The sequence below is a fragment of the Paraburkholderia caribensis genome (assembly GCF_002902945.1).
Taxonomy (GTDB): domain Bacteria; phylum Pseudomonadota; class Gammaproteobacteria; order Burkholderiales; family Burkholderiaceae; genus Paraburkholderia; species Paraburkholderia caribensis.
Map to the genome: position 1 here is coordinate 325,854 of NZ_CP026102.1, position 17,686 is coordinate 343,539.

At 63.1% G+C, this 17,686-nt stretch carries 17 protein-coding genes; 12 read left to right on the forward strand and 5 right to left on the reverse strand.

From position 1 onward, the window contains the following. Positions 1–115 precede the first annotated feature (115 nt). On the forward strand, positions 116–289 hold the full coding sequence (locus C2L66_RS41670; RefSeq protein ID WP_224099908.1) for a double zinc ribbon domain-containing protein: 174 nt from the start codon (positions 116–118) through the stop codon (positions 287–289). 139 nt (positions 290–428) lie between these two features. Here the strand turns inward: C2L66_RS41670 and C2L66_RS17885 are convergent, their stop codons facing one another. From C2L66_RS17885 to C2L66_RS17895, 3 genes are all read right to left on the reverse strand, one after another. Next, positions 429–1,730 (reverse strand): SUMF1/EgtB/PvdO family nonheme iron enzyme, encoded by a 1,302-nt coding sequence (locus C2L66_RS17885; RefSeq protein WP_060604104.1) that lies wholly within the window; start codon positions 1,728–1,730, stop codon positions 429–431. A 177-nt stretch (positions 1,731–1,907) separates the two neighbouring features. After that, positions 1,908–2,582: a helix-turn-helix domain-containing protein gene (locus C2L66_RS17890; RefSeq protein WP_054932890.1), complete on the reverse strand. Its 675-nt coding sequence runs from the start codon at positions 2,580–2,582 to the stop codon at positions 1,908–1,910. A 260-nt stretch (positions 2,583–2,842) separates the two neighbouring features. Then, positions 2,843–3,322, reverse strand: a complete 480-nt coding sequence (locus C2L66_RS17895; RefSeq protein ID WP_054932889.1) for a universal stress protein — start codon at positions 3,320–3,322, stop codon at positions 2,843–2,845. A 311-nt stretch (positions 3,323–3,633) separates the two neighbouring features. On the opposite strand from C2L66_RS17895, the gene C2L66_RS17900 reads away from it, so the two are divergent. Next, positions 3,634–4,323 (forward strand): FadR/GntR family transcriptional regulator, encoded by a 690-nt coding sequence (locus C2L66_RS17900; protein WP_036000061.1) that lies wholly within the window; start codon positions 3,634–3,636, stop codon positions 4,321–4,323. A gap of 147 nt (positions 4,324–4,470) precedes the next feature. After that, the gene (locus tag C2L66_RS17905; protein ID WP_060604102.1) at positions 4,471–5,979 is read left to right on the forward strand and encodes an MFS transporter; all 1,509 of its coding nucleotides are present in this window, start codon (positions 4,471–4,473) and stop codon (positions 5,977–5,979) included. Between the two features lie 25 nt (positions 5,980–6,004). On the opposite strand, the gene C2L66_RS17910 is transcribed toward C2L66_RS17905, so the two are convergent. Next, positions 6,005–6,592 carry an acyl-homoserine-lactone synthase gene (locus tag C2L66_RS17910; RefSeq protein WP_036000067.1) on the reverse strand — a complete coding sequence of 196 codons (588 nt, stop codon included), beginning with the start codon at positions 6,590–6,592 and terminating at the stop codon, positions 6,005–6,007. A gap of 142 nt (positions 6,593–6,734) precedes the next feature. Between C2L66_RS17910 and C2L66_RS17915 the strand changes: the two genes are divergently transcribed. Next, positions 6,735–7,067 carry a helix-turn-helix domain-containing protein gene (locus C2L66_RS17915; RefSeq protein ID WP_060604098.1) on the forward strand — a complete coding sequence of 111 codons (333 nt, stop codon included), beginning with the start codon at positions 6,735–6,737 and terminating at the stop codon, positions 7,065–7,067. On the opposite strand, the gene C2L66_RS17920 is transcribed toward C2L66_RS17915, so the two are convergent. Further along, complete coding sequence (locus C2L66_RS17920; protein ID WP_054932887.1) at positions 7,051–7,755, reverse strand: helix-turn-helix transcriptional regulator; 705 nt, start codon at positions 7,753–7,755, stop codon at positions 7,051–7,053. The genes C2L66_RS17915 and C2L66_RS17920 overlap by 17 nt on opposite strands. Positions 7,756–8,407: 652 nt before the next feature. On the opposite strand from C2L66_RS17920, the gene C2L66_RS17925 reads away from it, so the two are divergent. From C2L66_RS17925 to araD, 8 genes are all read left to right on the forward strand, one after another. After that, complete coding sequence (locus C2L66_RS17925) at positions 8,408–8,710, forward strand: hypothetical protein (RefSeq protein ID WP_233444993.1); 303 nt, start codon at positions 8,408–8,410, stop codon at positions 8,708–8,710. A gap of 75 nt (positions 8,711–8,785) precedes the next feature. Beyond that, complete coding sequence (locus tag C2L66_RS17930; protein ID WP_060604095.1) at positions 8,786–10,366, forward strand: aldehyde dehydrogenase (NADP(+)); 1,581 nt, start codon at positions 8,786–8,788, stop codon at positions 10,364–10,366. Between the two features lie 110 nt (positions 10,367–10,476). Beyond that, the gene (locus C2L66_RS17935; protein WP_054932885.1) at positions 10,477–11,427 is read left to right on the forward strand and encodes an SMP-30/gluconolactonase/LRE family protein; all 951 of its coding nucleotides are present in this window, start codon (positions 10,477–10,479) and stop codon (positions 11,425–11,427) included. A 250-nt stretch (positions 11,428–11,677) separates the two neighbouring features. Then, positions 11,678–12,868, forward strand: coding sequence for an extracellular solute-binding protein (locus C2L66_RS17940; RefSeq protein WP_054932884.1), 1,191 nt, complete (start codon positions 11,678–11,680; stop codon positions 12,866–12,868). Positions 12,869–13,033: 165 nt separating this feature from the next. Then, the gene (locus C2L66_RS17945) at positions 13,034–14,113 is read left to right on the forward strand and encodes an ABC transporter ATP-binding protein (protein WP_060606962.1); all 1,080 of its coding nucleotides are present in this window, start codon (positions 13,034–13,036) and stop codon (positions 14,111–14,113) included. Beyond that, positions 14,110–14,997, forward strand: coding sequence for an ABC transporter permease (locus tag C2L66_RS17950; protein WP_036000081.1), 888 nt, complete (start codon positions 14,110–14,112; stop codon positions 14,995–14,997). The genes C2L66_RS17945 and C2L66_RS17950 overlap by 4 nt, the downstream gene beginning before the upstream one ends. Then, a complete protein-coding gene (locus tag C2L66_RS17955; protein ID WP_054932882.1) occupies positions 14,997–15,902 on the forward strand; it encodes an ABC transporter permease in 906 nt (301 codons plus the stop codon). Before C2L66_RS17950 ends, C2L66_RS17955 begins: the two co-directional genes overlap by 1 nt. 8 nt (positions 15,903–15,910) lie before the next feature. Next, entirely contained in the window at positions 15,911–17,662 is a 1,752-nt protein-coding gene (gene araD, locus C2L66_RS17960) for an L-arabinonate dehydratase (protein WP_054932881.1), read from the forward strand. Positions 17,663–17,686 lie beyond the last annotated feature (24 nt).

A 17,686-nucleotide genomic window follows, 5' to 3' on the forward strand; every position in this document is an offset into this window, starting at 1 on the left:
CAGTCAGGGCCAGGGCCACGGGAGTGGGCATGGCAGCGGACACGGTCACGGCAGCAGCCATGGTCATGGGTACGGCGGCCCTGTCGATCAAGGTTGGGGGCGCGGTCCTGCTCCGATGACATCGGCAAACGGTGTGGCATGCCCGCAATGCAAGGCGGTCAACGCGCAAGGCTCGCGCTTCTGCGGCCAGTGCGCGACGTCGTTGGTGCCCGTGTCATGCACGAAATGCAGCAGCGCCATTCCTGCAGGCGCGAAATTCTGCAGTCAATGCGGGAATTCCGTTGGGTAACGCGAACGTGCGGACATGCTCTTATCCGATATGGATTGTCGAGCATGTCCCCGGTCCACACCTTTTGTGAACGACCAGTAAAGGATGGCGTGAGAAACCTGTTCCAGGCATCGAGGCCGCCTGGCTTGCAGTTGACGCTTTACTTGTCGGAAGCCGCCCTCACGCACCTGAACCCCGCATACACATGCTGATACCGCGGCTGAAACCAGTTGCGGAACGTCGGCCTGATCATGCATTGCGCGGTGCGTGCCGAACCGCCCTTCAGCACGTAGTGCTGTCCGTCGTAGAAATTGGCCGAGTAGCCGAGATAGAACGGAAAGGCCTCGAAGCCCGGCAGCGCGTCGAATAACGACGACGTCCATTCCCACCCATTGCCGAACTGGCCTTCGACGCCAAACGCGCTGACGTTGTCGGGCGATGCATCGACGGCTTGCGGGTCCCAGCTGCGGAAATCGCAGTTGCCCGAAGCCGTGTTCGATGCGCCCAGCGCGGCGCGCTGCCATTGTGCTTCCGTGGGCAGTGCCTTGCCGGCCCAGCGCGCGTAGGCGCTCGCTTCGGCATGGCTCACATAGACGGGCCAGTCGGGCGGCAGCGCGATATCTTCGAACATCGTGCGCAAGGTCCACTGGCCATCAGCATGCTGCGACCACGTGACGGGATGCGCGACGCCCTCGGCTTCCTTCCACGCCCAGTCCTTATCGTTCCAGTAAGCGCGATGGCGATAGCCGCCTGCGTCGATGAACTCGCGGAATTGCGCGTTGGTCACCATGTAACGGTCGATCTCGAACGCGTCGACCTGCACGCGCTGCTCGCCGAACTCGTTATCCCAGCCGAAGCGGCCATCTTCCTTCTTCATGCCGAGCACGGCTTCGCCCGCTGGCACGCGCACCATCGGCGGCGCCTGGACGTTGCGCTCATATTGCGCGGTCGAGGTGGCGCCCGGCGGCGCGGCTTTCATCTCCAGCGGCAACTGATGCAGCATGTACGCGAGCGTTTCCGCGTGCATCAGACGGTGTTCGATGGCGACATGCATCAGTTGCTCGGGCGAGCCCGTCGCCATGCCGCCGCGGCCGAACTCGCAGGTCGCCAGACGGCTGTCGATCTGCGCGCGCGCCTTGTTCGCGTAGTCGCGCACGACGTCGATCGAAGGCCAATCGGAAGGTTGATCGGTTGGAAAGCCGCCGTCGACGGGATCGATGCCGAACGCGAACAACCTGTCGAGTTCCGGCTCGAACGCGGGCAGCGGGCACAGGCGTTCGTCGAAGAGATTGCGGTCGAAGGCTTCGAGATGGCCGATGTAGAACACGATCCGGTGGCGTTCGCGGATCGGCCGGTCATAGAGGTATTCGGGTTTGACAACCGAGAACAGGGCGTCGGTCACGCGGCGCGCGTCGATGAGACGTTCGGCCAGCGGGTGGTGCGGTGCGGGATCGCGGTTCATTCGCCGGGTCTCCTCGTGAGGACAGCAAGCATCTTTGCACGAGACGAGTGCGGGGTACCGAAGACCCGACTCTCGCCGAGAAGGATAATCTTGGACTGTACCGCAGGCGCAGGAGACGTGCCAGGCGGATGCGCGCCGGCGTCGTGCGAGACGAAGCCGCGCGGCGGGCCTGGCGGATCAGGCGTTAGACGAGGCGCCGACCTGTCGCAAGCCTTCCGGATCGACGATGTGGATCAGGCGGCCTTGTGCGTCGATCAGTCCGCGCTTTTGAAATCTTGACAGGGTGCGGCTCACCGTTTCGAGCGTCATGCCGAGGTAGCTGCCCATATCCTCGCGCGTCATCCGCAGATTGAATTCCGCCGATGAATAGCCGCGCTGGGCGTTGCGCTCGGAGATATCGAGCAGGAAGGCAGCGACACGCTCGTCGGCGCTCAGCGAACCGAGCACCATCATCTGCGCGGCCTCACGCACGATCTGCTCGCCCATCAGCTTGTGCAGCCGCTCCTGCATCGAGCCGATCTCGCGGCACAGATGCTTGAGCGCCGCGTAAGGAATGATGCACACGGAGCTGTCTTCGAGCGCGACGGCGCTGCATGCGTGCTGGTCGCTACTGATGCCGTCGAGGCCGAGCGCTTCACCTGCGATCCTCAAGCCCGTGACCTGTTCGCGGCCGTCGCGATGCGCCATCACCGTCTTCAGCGATCCCGAGCGCACGGCGTAGAGGCTGTCGAACGAATCGCCCGCGCGATAGAGCGCCTCGCCGCGACGCACCGGGCGCGCCGAGCAGATCAGCGCTTCGAGCTGCGGCATTTCATTGGCAGACACGCCTTGCGGCATGCACAGATGCCGCATCGCGCACGATGAACAGCGCGCCGTGCTGCGCACGGCGCGCTGCGCGGGGGAGGCGGGGCCGCGGCGGACAGTGCGGGCAGGGGCGACAGCGGCGGTAACTGCGATGGGATTGAGCATGGGACCAACCGGCGTTAAAAGGTTGACAAGCAGGGTGACAACCGATTGTCCCACTCGATGCGCGCGCAACCAGGCGGCAAAATGACGCGCCACAAGGGGCCGCGCTGTTGAGCGGCGTCAGGCTTCGCTTTCGCGCGCAACGCTCAGGCCTTGGGTTCTTCCTCAGCTTCGCCGCCGCCCGCAGCGGACGGAATCAGCAGTACGGGCAACGTAGATTGACGCACGCAACGCTCGGCCACGCTGCCCAGAATCAGGCGCTGCACGCCGCGCCGGCCATGCGTGCCCATGATGATCAGGTCTGCGTTGAAATCGGCGGCGGCGCGCAGCACGAGCGTCGGCACGTCGTCGAGCGACGAAGCCTCGCCCACCGCGATATCGCCCGATACCCCTTGCGCGCGCATCGCCGCCGACAGTTCCGCCGTCAGTTCCTTGCCCTGCTCGACGAGACGGTTGCGCAGGATGGACGGATCGTAGCCGGGCGCGTCGAAGTACATCGGCGTGTTTTCGACCGCATAGAACGCGCGCAGCGTCGCGCCCAGTTTGCTGGCCAGATTCAGGGCGCTGTCGAACGCGCGGCGTGACGTGTTGCTGCCGTCGACGGCAACGAGGATGCGTGTGTACATGAAGCCTCCGTGTCGTGGAGAGCGTCGCGCCGCCGTGTTCGGCCGGCGCGAGCCGCCTGTGAAAGCCGTATGAATGGGTCCAGATTGCGGTAGCAGCATAAATGATCGACGAAAAAGGCGCGTTTTGGTCAGCGGGAACCCAGATGTCAATCAAGGATTTGTCAAATTTTGCCGTCCGACGCGAGGTCCGTCATACTGGCGGCGTGCGCGCCACCACACGTCTTCTGCCTGGCGTGAGGCGTTATTTCAGGCGGTAGCGCGCGTTATTTGCCTTACAATTCCAGTCTATTCTGACAAGCCGTTTCTCGACGATGAACGAGCGCAAATCGACCGGTCTGCCGGACAAGATCTACGGCGACATCCTGAACCGCATTCTCGAAGGCGAATACAAGGAAGGCGAACGCCTGCCCACCGAGCATGCGCTCGCGGAACGCTTCGAGACGTCGCGGCCGACGGTGCGCGAGGCGCTCGCGCGGCTGCGCGCCGACGGCATCATCGTGACGCGGCACGGTTCGGGCACGACGGTGGCGCGCCGTCCGGACCCCGACGTGCGCCGTTTCGCGCCGCTGGAGACGCTCTCCGATATTCGACGCTGCTACGACTTTCGCATCGTGACGGAGTCGGGCGCCGCCGAACTGGCCGCGCAAATGGCCGAAGCCGATGACATCGCCGCGATCCAGCACGCATGGGATGAACTGGAGCGCGTGATCGAAACGCAGGGTATCGGCGCGAAGGACGACTTCGCGTTTCACCTCGCGGTTGCGCGGGCGTCGAAGAACCAGTTTTTCATCACGATGATGTCGTTCATCGAAGAGCAGATCGTTTTCAGCATGAATCTGTCGCGCAATCTGTCGCTGGTGAAGACGCTCGAACGCCAGCGGCTCGTGCAGGCCGAGCACCTGGCCGTGCTCGACGCGATCCGCAGCAAGGACGCGGCCGCAGCCGGTCAGGCGATGCGCCTGCATCTCGAGCATGCACGCGACCGGATGTTCGGCTCCTGACGTTTTCGCCTTGCTTGCCGGGCCGTCGCGCTGTGCTTGCGGCCCGGTTCCCTGTTCCCCTGATCTGAAAATGCGGCGCGCACTGCGCCGCACCGCAAAGAAGTGAATCCTTCCCGTCCCCTGGTTTTTCGCGACGCACTGCTGGCCATGCTTGGCATCGGTCTCGTCAACATGCTGGTCGCGCTCGATCAGACGGTGGTCAGCACGGCATTGCCGTCGATCGTCGTCGAACTGCACGGTTTCGAGTATTACGCGTGGATTGCGAGCGCCTATTTGCTTGCATCCGTGGTCACGGTGCCCGTGTTCGGGCGTCTCGGCGACTATTTCGGCCGCAAGTATTTCGTGATCACGGCCGTGATCGTCTTCACGGTGGCGTCGGCGCTCTGCGGACTCGCTTCCAGCATGCCGTTTCTGGTGTTCGCGCGGGGCCTGCAGGGTGTGGGCGGCGGGATGATGGTCGGCACGGCATTCGCGTCGATCCCCGACCTCTTTCCCGACCCGCGCACCCGCGTGCGCTGGCAGGTAGTGCTGGCGGCCGCGTACGGAATCGGCACGGCGGCGGGGCCGTCGCTGGGCGGCTGGCTCAGCGAGCAATTCGGCTGGCGCTCGACATTCCTCGTCAATCTGCCCGTCGGCGCGCTCGCGCTGTATTTCATCTGGGCGCATTTGCCGTACTACCGCCGCGAGCGCACGGGCGACGTGCGGATCGACTGGGCGGGCGCCGCGCTCGTCGCGCTGGTGCTGGGCGGGCTTCAGACCTTCATTGAGGCCGTGCCGAAGGACGGCGTGACCACGGGCAACCTGATACTCGCGGCGCTGGTCGTAGTGGGCGCGGCAGCGCTGCTGGCCTGCGAACGCCGCGCGACGCACCCGATCGTGCCGCTCGACCTCTTCAGGGACCCGCAGCTCGTGACACTTTTCACGCTGTCGGTACTGTCGGGTTTCGTGATGTTCTCGCTGATCTTCTTCGCGCCGCTGCTGCTGCAAGGCGGCTTCGGGCTGTCGCCGCAGCAGGCCGGCCTGCTCGCGACGCCGATTGCGGCCTGCATCGCCCTCGGCAGCATGATCAACACGCGCATCGTGATTCACATGAAGCGCCCGACGGCGATCCTGACGATCGGCTTCAGCCTGCTCGTGGCTGCGTCGGTGGGCATCGCGCTCGCCACGCCCGCGACGCCGCATCTCTATCTCGAACTGTCGATGGCGGCCGTCGGCATCGGTCTCGGTTTCATTCTCAACAATCTGAACGTGTTCGGCCAGGAGATTGCCGGCCGCGAGCGCTTCGGCATCACGACGGCGCTGCTGCAATCGACGCGCATGGTGGGCGGCATGCTCGGCACCAGCATCGTCGCGACGATCGTGAACCGGCGCTATGCATCGGGCGTGGAAGAGTCGCTGCGCGTGCTCGGCGAGACCGTCGCGTCGGCGTGGCGGCCGAAGCTCGCCGATCCGCGCATTCTCGTCGACGAAAACCTGCGCGACTCGCTGCTGATCGAGCTGAAACGCGCCGGCCTCGAAGGACCGGCGCTGTTCGACGCCGCCCGTCACGTGCTGGTGCAGTCGATCCACATCGGCGTCGTGCTGACGGGCTGCGCCGCGCTGGCCGCGGCGTTGCTCGTGCGCCGGATCGCGCACATCACGTTCCGGCGCAGCTAGTCTCCGCTCAGGCTCGAACTCAAACTCAAGCCGCCACGGGCATCGGCTTGCAGACGGCGGCGCGAATCGCGTCGACGGTGATGTCGAGCGCGATCGTGCGTTCGACGCCGATCCGCACGGGCGGCCCCAAGCGCGTCACCTCGATGCCCGTACGCCGCAGCAGCCGTTCGATCGCCGTCGTCGTGACGGTCACATAGCGCGTAATACTCATCCGGTCCGCGAAAGTGACCAGTTCGTGGATCGCGTGCATCGTCAGATCTGCAAAGCCAAACGTTTGCTCGCCATCCGTTTCGATAGCAAAGCGGCTCAGTTCCCATATATGCCGTCCGACTGGCGCGTCGTGACCGTCGAGCAACTGCGGGAAAGTGTCTTTCAGCATGTTCGGGCCCTCCGTCGGCATCAGCCGCCAGCAGCCGCGCACCGCGCGGTCGGCGTCCTGGATGAGCATGTAGTACGGCCCGAGCGCGTCGTAGCCGTCGATCTCCATGCCGGCGATGGTCGGAACGTCCCATCCCATGCGATCCCGGAAGACGCGGGCGCGCAGCCGGTACATCTCGTTGATGTGGTTGTTGTCGAACTCTTGCCGTGTGCCAATCCGAATCGCCGTATGCATGGTGTGCTCCTTACGTTGGTCGCGGTACGCAGGAAACCGTATGCATTTCGGATAAAAAAAACACCTATTCACCTGGATAGGTGTTCAGTCCGTCTGATGATTACAAAATTGAGATGAGGGCCAAACACAGGGAAAAACCATCATGGAACTTCAGAATCACTGGCAAGCGGGCGTTCACGCAAACGTTCAACCGACCGTGCAGAGCCGCGGCGCGGATACTTCGACAGGTGTGGACCGCGTGCTGATCATCGCGTACCGCAAGAAAAAGAAAGAGAGCCAACGTCAATTCTGGGCGCGTTTCGGCGTAACCCAGTCGCGCGGCAGCCGCTTCGAATCGGGCGCTGAAATTCCGGCACCCGTCTCGATCCTGCTGGGCCTCTACTTCACGAAGACGGTCACGGACGGCGATCTGGGCAGGGCGGAAAAGGTGCTCCACAACCCGGAAGCGCGTGAGTTCATCAACCTGGATCAATAAGGCCGAGTTGCGTTGCAATCACGGCCGCCGCGCGCCGTGAGTTCACACCGAATTTCGTGCGAATGTTCTTAAGGTGGAAATTCACCACGGCTTCCGAGCAATTAAGAATGTGCGAAATTTCCCAAGTGGACTTACCGCGTGCGGTCCATTTCAGGCATTCCTGTTCCCGCGGCGTGAGCTTCGGCACTAACGCCTGCGTGTGAGCATTCAGATGAGGCTGGCTCGTGTCGATGACGAGATCGCGCAACAGCACGAGGTTGGGCAGGACGACGTCGAGATGACGCCAGAAGTCGTCGGTCGGATTACGGTCGTTGACGAAGCAGATCAGGCCCGATTCCTGTCTCGGCCCGTGGATAGGCAGGCTTACACCGGCGCGCAAGCCGTGCGCGCGCGCCTCCTCATACATGGCTTGCGCCGGATTCGATTCGAACAGATCCGGCGACCAGATCAGCGGCGACGACTTCGTCATGCAATGCGCGACCGTAGGGTCGATGTGCGCGAACCCCTGGTCGTTGTAGAACTGCCGCCAGGACGGTGAATACGTGCTGCGGATGAACGCGTCTTCCAGCCGCATGCCCGGCCGCGGAAGGATGCCGACCAGCACGCGGTCGAAGCCCCAGCCCTCTGCCAGCCGGGCGACCTCGCGGAACCAGCTGACATCGTTCTCCGCTTCCAGCAACGGCGACATCTGTTCAATAAAATGTTGCGGCAAAGTGCTATCTCTCGAGGTTCGCAGCGGAGGGGGCTATGGCCATGCCGATGCTGCGGTGACTCATGGTCTTGTTTCGCATTAATCTATCACTATATTCGCCAGCTAATACGAATTAACGTTAGAGAATTTCTCACCTGTTTCATTTATGGTTCAGAAATCAGGTGCCGCGCCGGGTGACATTTAATCTAGTTGACGCAATTCTCCAGCAAATGCCGCAAATCCGCTCCTGCCGTGCCTCACGGCCATCTGAATAAACTTTTATTCCGTAGGGTTTTACACGGCTTTGAATCGGTACTAAATACGGTTCTTATCTTGAAAAGCGGAAGAGATTACAAAACGTTTGATTCAAACCAGTCCGATACTCCGCCTGTTGTCATACGAGCATTTTTGAAAGCCCAATCTGCGCTGCAGCACGCCGCGCCTGTATTCATATGAAGAAATCAGATCCATGCACGCAGCATTACGTAGACTAGCGATCAAAGTTGTTTGACAACATTGGCGTGGCGATGCTAACTTGCCCCGGTGATCGTCGCTCGCGAGCCGCCCATGGGCGTGTCGCCGATCGTACGTCGATACGCTCGCAGGGCGCGTGAATCGCGGCACATCCGTTGCTGTGCAATAGGCGATCGTGCGCGACGATCCTTCGCGCGACGACTGCCTGAGCCGGCCACTGAAAAGCGTGGATCGGGAAAAGGTGATATCAGAAGTGGGCGGTTTCCTTGCGCTCGTACCGCTCGAAACCTTGCGCGACGACATTTCGCTGAGGCGCGTGCTGCACGGCGTGCTCACCTTGTCGAAGCTCGCGGACAGAGGGCGGCAGCTGCCGCCGTTGCGTTCGACGCCGCCTGAACATCATGCGAAGATCGAAGCCGCGACGCTGGCTTTGCTCGACGTCGAGCGCCGTCTCGCGGAATCGTCCGCCCATTCTTGACGTCGCACTATTTGGATTTCCGGCCGCGCGACGCGACATGCGTTCCTGCCGCGCAGCCACCCACAGGAGCAGGACATGCAAATTACCGGAGACATGCTGATCGGCGGGTCCGAGGTGCGCGGCACCAAAGGCACGCTGCGCGCGTTCGACCCGGCGCGCAACATGGAAATCGAACCCGAGTTCGGTGCGGGCGGCGCAGTCGAGGTGGATCGCGCGTGCACGCTGGCCGCGCTCGCGTTCGACTCGTACCGTCAGACGTCGCTCGAAATTCGCGCGCATTTTCTCGAGACGATCGCCGAAAACATCCTCGGGCTTGGCGACACGTTGATCGAGCGCGCGCAGGCCGAATCCGCGTTGCCCAAGGCGCGGCTCGAAGGCGAACGGGCGCGTACCGTTGGGCAGCTCAAGCTTTTCGCATCGCTGGTGCGCGAAGGCCGCTGGCTCACCGCTACGCTCGATTCCGCTCAGCCGGATCGCAAGCCGCTGCCACGTCCCGACTTGCGTTTGCAGAAGATTCCTGTCGGTCCTGTCGGCGTGTTCGGAGCAAGTAATTTTCCACTCGCCTTTTCCGTAGCGGGCGGCGATACGGCATCGGCGCTTGCGGCGGGTTGTCCGGTTGTCGTAAAGGCGCACGCGGCGCACCTCGGAACGTCTGAACTGGTTGGCCGCGCCCTTCAGAAAGCAGTCGCCGATTGCGGCCTCCATGAAGGCGTGTTCTCGCTGGTGGTCGGCGCGGGTAATGAAATCGGCGAAGCGCTGGTCCAGCATCCGGCAATCAAGTCGGTCGGCTTCACGGGTTCGCGCGCCGGCGGCCTTGCGCTCGTGAATCTCGCGCAGAAACGCCGCGAGCCGATTCCCGTGTTTGCCGAAATGAGCAGCATCAACCCGTTCTTCGTGCTGCCCGGCGCGCTTGCAAAGCGCGCAGAGCAGATTGCCGCAGGTTTTATCGAATCGGTCACGCTCGGCGTCGGACAGTTCTGCACGAATCCTGGTCTCGTGCTGCTTCTCGACGGACCGAACAAGCAGATCTTTATCGACGCTGCTGCAAAGGCGCTCGCGCAAAAGAGCGCGCAGACGATGCTCACGCCGGGCATCGCCAGCGCGTATCAGGGCGGCATTACGCATCGCACCGAGCAACGCGGCGTGCAGAGCATTGCGCGCGGCACGTCCTCGGATGCGACCTGCGCCGCGCTGCCCGCGCTGTTCCAGACTTCGGCGATACAGTTCCTGACCTCAGCGGAACTTGAAGACGAGATCTTTGGGCCGACTTCGCTGATCGTCACGTGCGCCGACATCGAAGAAATGGTGAAGGTGGCCGAATACCTCGAAGGCCAGCTCACGGCAACGCTGCAGATCGAGCCCGAAGATCATGAGATCGCGCGGCGCCTGTTGCCCACGCTGGAGCGCAAGGCCGGGCGCATTCTGGCGAACGGCTTCCCTACGGGCGTCGAAGTGTCATACGCGATGGTGCATGGCGGCCCGTTCCCGGCCACGTCCGATCCGCGCGCGACCTCGGTCGGCGCGACGGCGATCGAGCGGTTCCTGCGTCCTGTCTGCTACCAGGACCTGCCCGCTGACTTGCTGCCGCAATCGCTGCAGGACGACAATCCGCTGAAGCTCTGGCGTCTGCGCGACGGCAAGCCGGCGCAGGCTTGAGTTGAACCGCGACAGCGTTTCAAGCGGCATCGTTACCAATAACCAGTAACCACCACGAACGCCGGGCGTCGATCGAATGATTCGACGCCCGGCGTTGCTCTGACAGCGCCATGACCGAAATCAGCCACCCGAACCAGCGCCGCTATCCCGATCCCTCCATTCGCAGTTTCGACCCTCGCTTCGATGCATTACGCCTCGCCTCGGCTTCCGTCGAATGTCTTTATCAGGGCGCGCGCTGGTCCGAGGGACCCGTGTGGTTCGGCGATGGCCGCTACGTGTTGTGGAGCGACATTCCTAACGACCGCATCCTGCGCTGGGACGAGGAGACGGGCGCTGTGACGCCGTTTCGCCGGCCATCGAACAACGCGAACGGCAATACGCGCGACCGCGAAGGGCGGCTCGTCACCTGCGAGCATCTGACGCGACGCGTCACACGCACCGAATACGACGGGTCGATCACCATAATCGCCGACCGGTATCAGGGCAAGCGCTTCAATTCGCCGAACGACGTCGTCGTGAAGTCGGACGGCTCGGTCTGGTTTACCGATCCATCGTTCGGCATCGACAGCTTCTATGAAGGCGAGAAGCAGGAACCGGAGCTGCCGCAAAATGTGTATCGCGCGGATGGGCAGACGGGCGAAGTAACGATGGTCTGCGACGAAGTGATCGGCCCGAACGGCCTCGCGTTTTCGCCGGATGAGTCCGTGCTGTATATCGTCGAGTCGCGTTCCACGCCGCGCACGATCCGCGCGTTCGATGTGGTCGGCGAAGGGCGGACGCTTGCCAACAACCGCGTGCTGATCGACGCGCAGCAAGGCACGCCGGACGGTTTTCGAATCGATATTCACGGCAACCTGTGGTGCGGCTGGGGCATGGGCACGGACGAACTCGACGGCGTGCGCGTGTTTTCGCCACAAGGCGAAGCGCTCGGGCATATTGCGTTGCCGGAGCGCTGCGCGAACGTGTGCTTTGGCGGCAGGCATCGCAACCGCCTGTTCATGGCCGCGAGTCATGGTCTGTATTCGCTGTATGTGAATACGCAAGGCTTGCGCGGCGGCTGAAGTTGCCTAACAAGTCGACTCTTGGTGTTCTCCCTATGCCGACCGGACGAATCGAAAAAACTCGCTGAAATCCTTACCATAAAAGGACTTGAAGAATTTGAAAGGTCATCGCGCGATGAACGTGTCAGGCTAAAATTTGCTTGACATCATGCGTGCCCGTTCGTTATGTTTCACCCACTAGCAGCCCGTAACACGTCAGCGCCGCGCATCCCGTCGGCGGACGTTCCATATAAAGAGGCGAGGAGACGAAATGGCTTTTTCTGGCAAGGTGTCAGCGAAGTTGCCACTGAAGGTGGCCGCACTATGCGTAGCCGTCGGCGCAGCAGTGGGAGGGTTCACGCAATCGGCGCGAGCGGCGGACGCCGTCACGATCAACATCGTCGACGTCGCGGGCGATCTCCAGTTGACGCAAAAGGGCTTTGAAGCCTTCAAGGCCAAGTACCCGAATCTCGTTTCCAACATCACCTATACGAACGCGCCCGCGCCGCAGTTGCCCGGCAAGATCAAGGCGATGCAGGCGGCCGGCCGCTCCGACATCGATCTCGTCCTGACGGGCACCGACGCGCTTGCCGCCGGTATCGAGCAGAACCTGTGGGTCAAGCTGCTGCCGGAGAACAATGCGGCATTCCCCGGCGTGCTCGACAAGTACGCGCCCGGTCCGCGCAAGATGCAGGATCTCGCGCAGGGCTTCGGTCTCGAAGTCGCCTATATGCCGGCGGGCCCGCTGATCGAATACAACCCGGCCAAAGTCAGCGACCCGCCGAAGACGCCGGATCAACTCCTGCAATGGTGCAAGGCGCATCCGAACAAGCTGATCTACGCGCGTCCGGCCAATTCCGGTCCGGGCCGCACGTTCCTGATGGGCCTGCCGTACGTGCTGGGCGACAAAGATCCGAAAGACCCCGTCAACGGCTGGGATAAGACCTGGGCGTTTCTCAAGCAGTTGAACGACTGCATTCCTTACTACCCGGGCGGCACGTCGGCGGTGATGAAAGAACTGGGCGAAGGCACGCGCGACATGACTGTCACGGTGACGGGCTGGGACATCAACCCGCGCGCGCTCGGCATCGTGCCGGCTGAATTCAAGGTGCAGGCGTTCGACAACATGACATGGGTCAACGACGCGCACTTCATGGTGATTCCCAAAGGCGTGCCGAAAGAGAAGCTCGACGTGCTCTACAAGCTCATGAACTTCATGCTGGAGCCCGCGCAGCAAGCCTTGACGTATGACGACGGCTATTTCTATCCTGGTCCGGCCATCAAGGGCTTGACGGAAGCGCAAGCGCCCGAGCACAGCCAGGACGTGCTGAAGAAGTTCGGCCGTCCGGAGTACGCGAAACTGCTGGCCGACCGTCCGCACGTTCAGCCGCTGAGCGCGGCAGCGATGGTCGCAGCGTTCCAGAAGTGGGACCGCGAAGTGGGCGCACAAAAGACCAAGTAAGTTCAAACCAACGCGTACCCATCACCGCGCAAAGCGGAGCAGCCAATGCCGCGCAGGGCGTGCATGACGCCTTGCGCGGCATCGCCGATCGTGATGACGCGTCATGGGGAGTCGTGCCGTTGGGCGCGCTTCTGGCGTGTCACGCAACATCGTAGGGAAGCGATCATGAAGCATCACTTTGAACAGTTGCGCCTCGAGTCCGTCAGCCGGAGTTTCGTGAATGCCGAAGGGCAAGCGGTTTCGGCGCTGCAGGGTCTCGATCTGAATATCCGTCGGGGTGAATTCATCGCGTTGCTCGGGCCGTCGGGCTGCGGCAAGTCGACGGCGCTCAACTGTATCGCGGGCTTGCAGCCGCTGTCGGGCGGCGGCATCTGGCTCGACGACAAACGCATCGACGTGCTGCCGCCCGAGAAGCGCGGGTTCGGCATGGTGTTTCAGAACTACGCGCTGTTTCCGCATATGTCGGTGCTGGACAACGTCGGCTTCGGCCTGAAGATGCGCGGCATCGCGAAGGCGGAAACGGTGAAGCGCGCGCGAGAAGCACTGCAACTCGTGCAGCTGGTCGGGCATGAGAAGAAGTTGCCGGGGCAGTTGTCGGGCGGTCAGCAACAGCGCGTCGCGATTGCGCGGGCCATTGTGATCGAGCCGCCGCTCATTCTGATGGACGAGCCGCTGTCGAATCTCGACACGAAACTGCGCATCGAAATGCGCGCGGAGATCCGCCGCATTCATAGCCAGCTGGATCGCGCGACCATCTACGTGACGCACGACCAGGACGAAGCGCTGTCGATGGCCGACCGCATCGTCGTGATGAAAGAGGGCGTTGTGCAGCAGGTCGGCACGCCGAAGGAAGTCTACGGGCGGCCGAAGAATCTGCATGTCGCGCGTTTCATGGGCTATCGCAATGTGTTGCCGTTCACACTAGAAGGCACGCAGGGCGAAGGCGTCGCCGTCGAAGCGAACGGTGTGCGGCTGATCGGCACGGCGATGGACGGCTTCAACAGCAAGCGTGTTGCCGTCGCGATGCGTCCCGAGGACATGGAGCGCGCCGCCCCCGGCTCCGAAAATGCGTTCGACGCGCAGGTCACGACGGTCGAATACGGCGGGCGCGATTCGCTGATTCGTGTGAACAGCGCGTTCGGCGAATTGTGGGCGCGCGTCGCGGGCGAATTCGCTGAAGGCGAGCGCGTCACGCTGCGTGTGCCTCCGTCGCGCACGCTGGTGTACGACGGAGAGCCGTCATGAGCACGCTGACGCCCGCCGCCGCCGCGACACCCGTCGCGCAGCGCGATGGCAAGGCGTGGCTCGTGTCGCCGGCCCTGCTGTTTATCCTTGCGCTGTTCGTCTACCCGTTCGTCTACGGCCTCGCGCTGTCCTTCAGTCCGATGGAAGGCGGCGGCATGTGGGCGAACTACGCGAAGTTCTTCAGCGACACGTCGATGTGGCCGACCATCATCGTCACGCTGAAGCTCGCGGTGCCTGCCACGTTGATCAACGTCGGCATATCGGTGCCTGTCGCGTTCGCGCTGCGCCGCCCGTCGCCGTATCAGAAGTTCGTGACGACGCTGCTGGTGATTCCCATCACGCTCGGCACCGTGCTGATCGCGGACGGCATGCTCACTTACTTCGGCCCGAACGGCTGGTTTCCGCAAGCGCTGCAAGGGCTGCACCTCTATACCGACGAAGTGCGCCTCACGCACAACTTCTGGGGCGTGCTGATCTCGCTGGTCGTGTCGGGTTTTCCGTTCGCGTTTCTTTTGACGCTGTCGTATGTGACGGGTATCGATCCGACGCTCGCGAGCGCCGCTGCGACGCTTGGCGCCAACCCATGGCAGCAGTTCCGGCAGATCTATCTGCCGCTGCTCGTGCCGGGGCTGACGATGGCGGCGTGCCTGTCGTTCGTGCAGGCGTTTTCGGTGTTTCCATCGGCTGTGCTGCTCGGCGCGCCTGCGGGGCCGACGCGCGTGATGTCGATTGCCGCGGCAGAGGCCGCGTTCGAGAGCTACGACTATTCGCTTGCGTCCGCAATTGCGATCGTGATGGGTTTCGTGCAGTTGGTGATCGTCGCCGCGATGCTCGGCGCGCGCCGCTTCTTCTACAGTGGACCGGCGACGGGAGGTAAGGGCTGATGGCAACCGATCGTCAAGTCGCGCATCCGTGGCCCGCTGCGCCGCAAGGGCAGACGGTGAAATCGATGAAACCGCATGTCAGTTTGCGTGACCGCGTGTACAAGGCGCTCGTCTGGGGCGCGATGATTTTCTTCCTGCTGAACATCGTGCTGCTGATCGCCACCGTGGCGGTCAATTCAATCGCGACGCGCTGGTTCGGCACGCTGCTGCCGCAGGGCTTCACGCTGCACTGGTATGCGCAGGCGTGGAGCGACTTCCAGCTTGCGGCCGTGCTGTGGGTAACGGTCGAAGTGGTCGGCGCGGTGGTGCTGCTGTCCATTCTGCTCGGCGTGCCCGCCGCCTATGCGCTCGCGCGCGTGCAGTTTCGCGGCAAGCGTTTCGCGATGCTCGTGTTTCTCCTGCCGTTGATGGTGCCGCCTGTCACATACGGCATTCCGATGGCGACCGTGATGTACAAGATCGGGCTGGCGGGGACGCTGTCCGGCGTGATACTCGCGAACCTGGTGCCCGCGCTGCCGTTCGTCATTCTCGTGATGACGCCGTTCATCGAGCAGATCGATCCGAATCTGGAGTCGGCGGCACGGATCTTCGGCGCGAACACGTTCCGCTACTTCCGCTATATCCTGCTGCCCTTGCTGGTGCCCGGCATGCTTGCCGCTGGTTTGCTGGTGCTGGTGCGTACCATCGGCATGTTCGAGCTGACGTTCTTTACGGCGGGGCCGGCGACGCAAACGCTGGTCGTCGCGTTGTACTACGCTGTATTTTCAACAGGCGTGCGCGCGCCGCAGTCGATCGACGCGATGGCGATGATCTACATGGCGATCACGCTGATCTGGGTATTGATTGCGCTGCAGTTCGTCAGCCCGACGCAGATCGTGTCGCGGGTGAAGGAGCAGCGCCCGTAGGAGTCGAAGTGTCGAACGATCACACGAAGAAACGCAAGTCCCCCGACGAACTGCGCAGCCACCGCTGGTATGGCGTGAACGATCTGCGCTCGTTCGGCCATCGCTCGCGCACGGCGCAAATGGGCTACAGCCGCGAGGAGTACGCGGGCAAGCCGGTTATCGCGATTCTCAACACATGGAGCGAGATGAACCCGTGTCACACGCATTTCAAGCAGCGTGTGGAAGAGGTGAAGCGCGGCATCTGGCAGGCGGGCGGCTTTCCGATCGAGTTGCCGGTGCAGACCTTGTCGGAGCCGTTCCAGAAGCCCACCACGATGCTCTACCGCAACTTCCTCGCGATGGAAGCGGAAGAGACGCTGCGCTCGTATCCCGCTGACGGCGTCGTGCTGATGGGCGGCTGCGACAAGACCACGCCCGCGCTGCTGATGGGCGCGATCAGCATGGACCTGCCCACCATCTTTCTGCCCGCCGGCCCGATGCTGCGCGGCAACTGGAACGGCGCGACGCTCGGCTCGGGCTCCGACACGTGGAAATACTGGGCCGACCTGCGCGCGGGCAAGATCACCGAAGAAGACTGGCAGGGCGTCGAGGGCGGCATTGCGCGCTCGCCGGGCCACTGCATGACAATGGGCACGGCGTCCACCATGACGAGCGCCGCCGAAGCGCTCGGCTTCACGCTGCCGGGCTTCGCGTCGATTCCCGCGCCGGATTCGCGTCACGCGCAGATGTCCGCGAAAACGGGCATGCGTATCGTCGAGATGGTGTGGGAAGACCTGAAGCCGTCGGACATCCTCACGGTGAAGTCGATCGACAACGCGGTGACGACCTGCCTCGCGCTGTCGGGCTCGACCAACGCGATCGTGCACATGATTGCGCTGGCGCGCCGCGCCGGGATCGAACTGACGCTCGACCGCTACGACAGCATTTCCCGCCGCACGCCGGTGCTGGCCAATATCCGGCCGACGGGCGCATATCTGATGGAAGACTTCTATTACGCGGGCGGCCTGCAGGCGATGCTCGCGGAGCTGGGCGAACTGATCGACGGCTCGCAGAAGACCGTGAACGGCAAGACGCTCGGCGAGAACCTGGAAGGCGCGCAGATTTTCAACGACGACGTGATCCGCCGCCGCAGCCACCCGCTGATGCCGGACAACGGTCTGGCCGTCCTGCGCGGCAACATCGCGCCCGATGGCGCCGTCATCAAGCCGGGTGCGGCCGAGCCGCATCTGATGGTGCACACGGGCCGCGCGGTGGTGTTCAAGGACTACAACGACATGGCCGCGCGCATCGACGACGACGCGCTCGATATCGACGAAACCTGCGTGATCGTATTGCAGCATGCAGGGCCCGTCGGCGCGCCGGGCATGCCCGAGTGGGGCCAGTTGCCGCTGCCGAAGAAGGTGCTGCAAAAGGGCGTGCGCGACATGCTGCGCATTTCCGATGCGCGCATGAGCGGCACGAGCTATGGCGCATGCGTGCTGCACGTGGCGCCGGAGTCGTTCATTGGCGGGCCGTTCGCGCTGGTGCGCGACGGCGACATGATCGAACTCGACGTGCCGCAGCGCAAGCTGAACGTGCTGGTATCGGATGAGGAACTGGCGCGCCGCAAGGCCGAGTGGGTCGCGCCCGCGCCGAGGTTCTCACGCGGCTACGGCGCGATGCATCAGGTGCATGTGCTGCAGGCCGACAAGGGCTGCGACTTCGACTTCCTGCAACGCGATGGCGCAAGCGCTGCGGCGGGTGAGCCGGAGATTCACTAAACGGCAAGCGCCGCGCAATGAAAA